The 6,122-nt window shown below is 67.0% G+C and carries 2 protein-coding genes; both read right to left on the reverse strand.

Annotated features, from left to right (window positions below; translation table 11 throughout):
- Positions 1 to 2,713: Ig-like domain-containing protein (locus tag GON06_RS18425; RefSeq protein WP_198346778.1), on the reverse strand; the 2,713-nt coding region annotated here is incomplete at its 3' end.
- 142 nt (positions 2,714 to 2,855) lie between these two features.
- Positions 2,856 to 6,122 (reverse strand): fibronectin type III domain-containing protein (locus tag GON06_RS18430; protein WP_198346779.1); only part of this gene is annotated, 3,267 nt, incomplete at its 5' end.

The following is a 6,122-nucleotide window of genomic DNA, read 5'->3' on the forward strand; positions in this document are numbered from 1 at the left end:
CGTCCAGCGGGATCGCGATGTTCGTCGTCGTACCGCTGATCGTGCGAGCAGTCACATCCCGCGGACGAGGAGCCGCATTCTTCTCCTCATCCACCGCGAGGATCTGGATAGTGATGTAACCGGCGTCGATCTGACCGTTCTCGTCCACGGCGTTGTACGTCGCATAGACCGTCTTCGCCTCAGAGCCGGCACGGAAGCGCACCGCATCCTGCGACACGAACGCCTCACCGTCCTCGGGGTCGATGAACGGCTCCACCAGCTCCGGCTGCACGTGCAACGTCAGGTCATTGGGGTGCGTGTCGTTGTCCAGCACCGGGATCGTGACCACATCACCCGCACGCACCACCGCGGTGTCGTCATTCGCCACCGGCGGCAGCAGCTTGTCCGGCGCAGGAATCGGAATCACGACGACATCGCCCTCGGCGTTCTGCTTGCCGTTGGAGATGCGGTATTTGATCCGCACCTGGTCCTTCAGCCCGCCCTGATCCCCGATGCGCAGGGTCTCGTGATTCAGCACCGACACCGAGATACCGCTGCCCGGCTCCACGGTCACCGACTGCACCACGAGCACGCCGCCGGCAGGATCGGTGTCGTTGTTCAGCACGCCGACGAGCACCTCGCCGCCGGTCGGCAGGAGGGCCACATCGCGCACCGCGATCGGTGCCAGGTCCTCCTCCGTGGCCTCCTCCACGTCGATGCGCACCAGGCCCGCGGCGGACGGAACGCCGGCGGTGACCAGGTACTGCACGTAGTAGGTGCCGGCGGTCTGAGTCTTGAAAGTGAACGTCTTGTTCGAGTAGTCGGGCACGATCGTGGCACCGTCGACAGGATCGACACGGCTCATCCGCAGGGGCTCACGGCTGGAGCTGGTGTCGTTCGCCAGCGGTGACACCGTCACCTGCTGACCCACCTTGGTCACCACATGATCGGCGTTCGTCTTCGGCAGGGTCGAACCCACGGGACGCACGTCCAACTGGATCGTGCCGCCGGCATCCTCACCGGACGCGTCTGCGACGACGATCTGCACCTCGTGGCGGCCAGGAGGGCTCGCGATCGCGCGGTAGGTGATCTGGCCGTCGGTGGTGAAGTCGACCTCGTCGCCGGGGGCTGCGACGACCTCCTTCAGATAGACGTCGTCACCGTCCGGGTCGATCCAGTCCGGGAGCACGTTGTACGACACCGTGCCGCCGGCTTCCACCGCCAAGGAGCTCTTCCGCTTCGGCTTCGGAGCGCCGTTCACGCTCCAGTCGTGCACAGACAGCGACACCTTCGCCGTGTCCGTGCCCTTGCGACCGTCGTCGATCAGGTACTCGAAGGTCGCCGAGCCGGACGCGTCCTCGGGCACCGCGATCTGCAGCGCGCTGCCGTTGTTGATCGGCTGCACCTCGCCTACCGAGGGCTGCTTGCTCGACACCGAGGCGACGAGGACGTCACCGTCGGCATCGGTGTCGTTGTCCAGCACCGGCAGGAACGTCGTGCCGCCAGGACGCACACCGAACTCGTCGTCCTCGGCGACCGGCGCCGTGTTTTCCTCACTGCGCTCGGGCAGCGATGTCTCCACCGTCTCCTCGGTGGTGTTCTCCTCTTCCTCCGTCTCGCCCTCCGGAGGAGTGATGTCGTTCCAGTTGTCGACCTGCTGCAGGCTCTCGGTCGCGATCCACGCCAAACCGCCCACGACATCGTTCAGCACCACGACATTCCGGTTGACCCGGAACTCCAGCGTCGCCGACGGCTTCAGGTTGGGGATCTTCTCCTTGAGATCCGCGGACTTGCCCAGGCAGTCCCGCACGAATGCACCGGAGCCGCCCCACGCGCCGTAGACGCACCCCGCGACGCGCACGGGTGCCGCCGGAACACCCTGCGACCGGGTGCTCGTGGCGACGACGTCGCCACCGTCCAGCGGCACGTCCAGAAGATGGGATGCCGTCGCGACCGCCACGGCACCGGCACCGGCGGACGGCTGCTGCAGAACCGCGGTGTCCGCGCCGTCGATCTCGGTCCGGAAGCCGGCCGGCGACATCACGGCCTTCTGCGCGCGATCCAGCACGACCGGCGTATCGCCGACGACAGTGATCGAGGGCTGGCTCGAAGCCTTCAGCCCCTCCACGGAGGCGGAGCGCGGATCTCCGGGGTCGCCCTGCGGGCTGACCGGGATCGTGTACACGGACGACTCCGCCGGCGACACCGCGTACACCGTGCCGTCCCGTCCCACGGCGATGTCCGCGTTCTTGCCGAGCTCGACGAGCGGATCCTTGCCGGCGAACTTGAAGTTGGCCATGCCCTGCACCGACTCGACCCACAGTCCGCCCGAGTCACGGTCGAGGACGGCGACGGTGTTCTCCGCAAGAGCGACCTTGCTCGCACCGGGGATCGGCACCGCATCGTTCAGCGCCACCGTCGCGGGATTGATTGTCGCGAGCGTCGAGTCGTCGTGGTTGACGACGGCGACCGTCGCCTCGTCCTGCAGGATGTCGAAGTCTTCGCCCGTCGTGCGCAGGCCGCCGTCGAGCAGCGTCGACTCGTTGTTGAAGTGCCCCACCAGCAGTTTCGACGACTTCGTGATCCACACGCCACCGTCGTTCAGGTCGACCTCGGTCGTGGGGTTGCCGTCGTAGGCCATGGCCATCGTCGTGATCGTGAGGACGCCCACGGTGACGGCGGCGGCCGACGCCAACGTCTTCGGGCGCGTCCTGACCCAGGCGAACGCCTTCATAACCTATTCCCCCCTGGAACTGCTGTCTCTGCTGTGCACGGGGGACGGTCGACTCCGGCCACGTTCCGCACCGGGCCATACTAACCGGGCGTGCTGGGTGCCGCGAATGGGGAGGACTACCCATCCGCGGCGCCCGATCACCCTATGGTCTCGGCCAGTAATTCTTCTCGGTGTCCACTCCGTCACCCCAGCCGATGATGTCGATCCAGACGTCGACGCCGTCGCGACCCTGGTGGCAGGCGATCTCCACCCCGCCGTTGCCGTCGAAGTTGACGTTGTAGGTGTAGCTGCTCACGCCGCCGGGGTAGGCGCTCGAGTAGCACTTGACCTGCTTGTTGCCGATGCTGAGGTTCTGCCAGTTCACGAAGAAGTTGGCGCACCGGTTCACGCAGGCCTGCGGGTCGAGGGATCCCTGGGTCACCCACACTCGCGGTGCCGGCGGGTTGCTGGTCGTCGCGGACTTCGAGGTCACGTCGGAGTAGCCGGCCTTGTTGTGCACTCGGACCTTGATCGAGTGGGTCTGACTGTAACCGTTGCCGACCGTGGTGGAGCCGCTGTTGTTCGCCGACTTCCAGCCGTTGCCGTCGACGTTGATCTCCGTCGTGATCGGTGCACCATTGTCTCCGTTGGGGCTCCACGAGAAGGTGATCGACTGTCCGTTGTTCTGCGCCGACACGCTCGGCGCCGGCGGGATGCCGTACGGGGTCTTGCTCGCCGACGAGGCCGACGGATCGGAGATGTAGTCCTTGCCGCTCACGGTCGCCACCGCACGGATGCGCACCTGGTACGGGTCGCCATTGTTCACGCCCGAGATCGTCGAGCCATCCCAGCTGCCCTGCCAGCCGCCGCCGTTGAGGCTGTACTGGTACTTCATCTCGGACCTGCTCGCGCCGTTCAGGTCGGAATCGGCCAACTCGTACGAGGCGGGATCGACGGTGAGCTTCCGGTCACCGGCGGTCACCGACGGTGTACCCGGCGTACCGGGCTTGATCGTGGCGCGGCGCGCGGCGGATGGGTCGCTCCATGCGCCCCAGCCGGAGCGGTTCGTGGCATGCACCTTGAACGTGTACGTCGTCGTCGAGGTGTCCACCACGATGGCCTGCGACGTCGTGCCCGCGCCGACGGGGATCGTCTGCACGACACTGGATCCGCGGATGACCTGCACCTCGTAGCCGTCGATCGAGTCGCCGTTGTCGTCGGGGGCGTTCCAGTTCACCTGCATCTGCGCGCGGTCGCCGACCGCCGCCATCTCGGCCGTCGTCGGCGCCGCGGGCTTGGCCGGCGGGCCGGACGGGACCTCCGGCAGGGAATCGGGGCTCCAGCTGGACGCCTCCGGCGCCAGGTTGTGCGCCTGCACCCGGGCTGTGTACGACGAGCCGTTCTCCAGTCCCGTCCAGGTGTACGAGTTGCCGGTGATGTTCGTCTTCTGCCCCGCACCGACACCGCCGGACAGCTCCAGCGTGTAGTACTGCACGGGAGAGCCCGGTGTCGACGGAGTGGTCCAGTTGACCGTCAGCTGCTTGTCGCCATAGGTGAGCGACGGTGCGGCAGGCGTGTCGGGACGGGCATCCGGTCGCGCCTCGTCGGACGAAGCCGACGGGTCGGACTCGCCGACCCGGTTCGTGGCCGTCACCTGGAACAGGTACTTGACGTTGTTCGTCAGGCCGTCGAGCGTGCACGTCGTCGACGAGCACTTCTTCTCGTAGGACGCACCCTGCACCGAGCGCACCGTGTACCCGGTGATCTCCGCGCCGTTGTTCGCCGGAGGCGACCATGACAGCACTACGGTGCGGTCCTGCACGCTCGACACTGTCGGCTTGCCCGGAGCATCCGGCTTGCCCTGCACCGTCAGCACGACGAGGCCGTCGACCTCACGATCCGGATCCTCGGTGACGTCACCGATCCGGTACCGGACGGTCAGCGTTCCCACGAACTTCGCCCCCGGGGTGATCTTGATCTTGTCCCCGGTCACGACCGCCTCGCCGTCGCCGCTCTGGCGCTCGGCACGGATCAGTCGAAGGTCACCCTCGCCCGGGAACGGGTTCACGTCGTTGTCCAGCGGGGAGACCGTGATCGTCTCACCCTGGTTCGACTCCGGGAAGGTGTCCGTGTTCGCCGTGGGGAGTTCACGAGTCGAGGCCGTGACCGTCACGTCGACGGTGCCCTCGATCGGCTCGGTCTCGCCGTCCGTGATGCTCAGGGTCAGCGTCGCCGCCGTGCCCTTCTTCACATTCGAGGACGCCTCCACGAGCAGCTTGTCGCCCTCGACCCGTGCGGAGATCCCTCCGCTCGCGCCGCCGACATAGCGGAACGTGTGCTTGCCGGCATCCTTCGGATCCGGGTCGTCGGTCAGCTCGGCCAGATCGAGCGACACGGCCTTCTCCCCTGGCGCGACGTTGACCTGACCGCGGGTGAAGGTGGGCTGCTGGTTGTCCGGGGGAAGCACCGTGATGGGGATCGACAGCGTCGCCTTGCGGCCCTTCGGGTCGTCAGGGCCGGCGCCGTCGGTCACCTCGAATGTCAGTGCGTCCGATCCGAAGTATCCCTGTGCCGAGGTGTAGACCAGAGTTCGCTCGTCCTTGACGAGTGCATCGCCGTTGGCGTGAACGGCGGAGACCTTCTCGGCCTCGGTGATCACGACGGAGCCGCCACCGGCGACCGTCACGTACTCGCTGAGCGGCACGTCGATCTTCTCGCCGCTGACGACCTCGATCGACGCGCTGGATTTCACGACCGGTCGCAGATCAGACAGCGCCGGCACGTGGATGAACGCCGAGGACTCCTGCTCATCCTGATCGGTGAGCGTGTAACGGAGCAGCTGACGCTCGTCGCCGACCTTCACACGGACCTTGCGGTCGGGAAGAACCGTTCCGCCGTTCTCGACGACCAGCTTCAGCGAGTCCGTCGTGCCGTCCGGATCTTCATCGTTGGCAAGGACGTCGACCTCGACCGTCGTCCCGTCCTTGACGTCCTCGCTCTTCACGCGGTCGTCGCGGGCGATCGGGAACAGCAGCGGCACGTCCTCGTCGACGGTGATCTGCAGGACCGCGGATGCCTCGGCACCTCGTTCGTCGACGATGGTGTACCGCAGCGAGGTCTCGACCTCGTCGTTCGGCGCCTGCACGAGCACCCGGTCTCCGGACACCCGGCCGTCCAGGCCCGCGACACCCTCCGGGAGCTTGATCCCCTTCTTCACGAGAGAGATCTGGTCGCCCTCGGGGTCGGAGTCGTTCGCGAGCACCGGCACCGCGACCTCGCGCCCCGGGCGCACGACGACGGCGTCCTTCACCGCATAGGGTGCCTGGTTCACGTCCTCGCCGGGGGCGATGCCCACGTGCACGGTCGCGATGCCCTCCTTGCCGAGGTTGTCGCGCACCTTGTACGTGAACGTGTCCGTCCCCGTCGAGTC

It is taken from the genome of Microbacterium sp. MAH-37, assembly GCF_009758255.1.
In the GTDB taxonomy this organism is placed as follows: Bacteria; Actinomycetota; Actinomycetes; order Actinomycetales; family Microbacteriaceae; genus Microbacterium.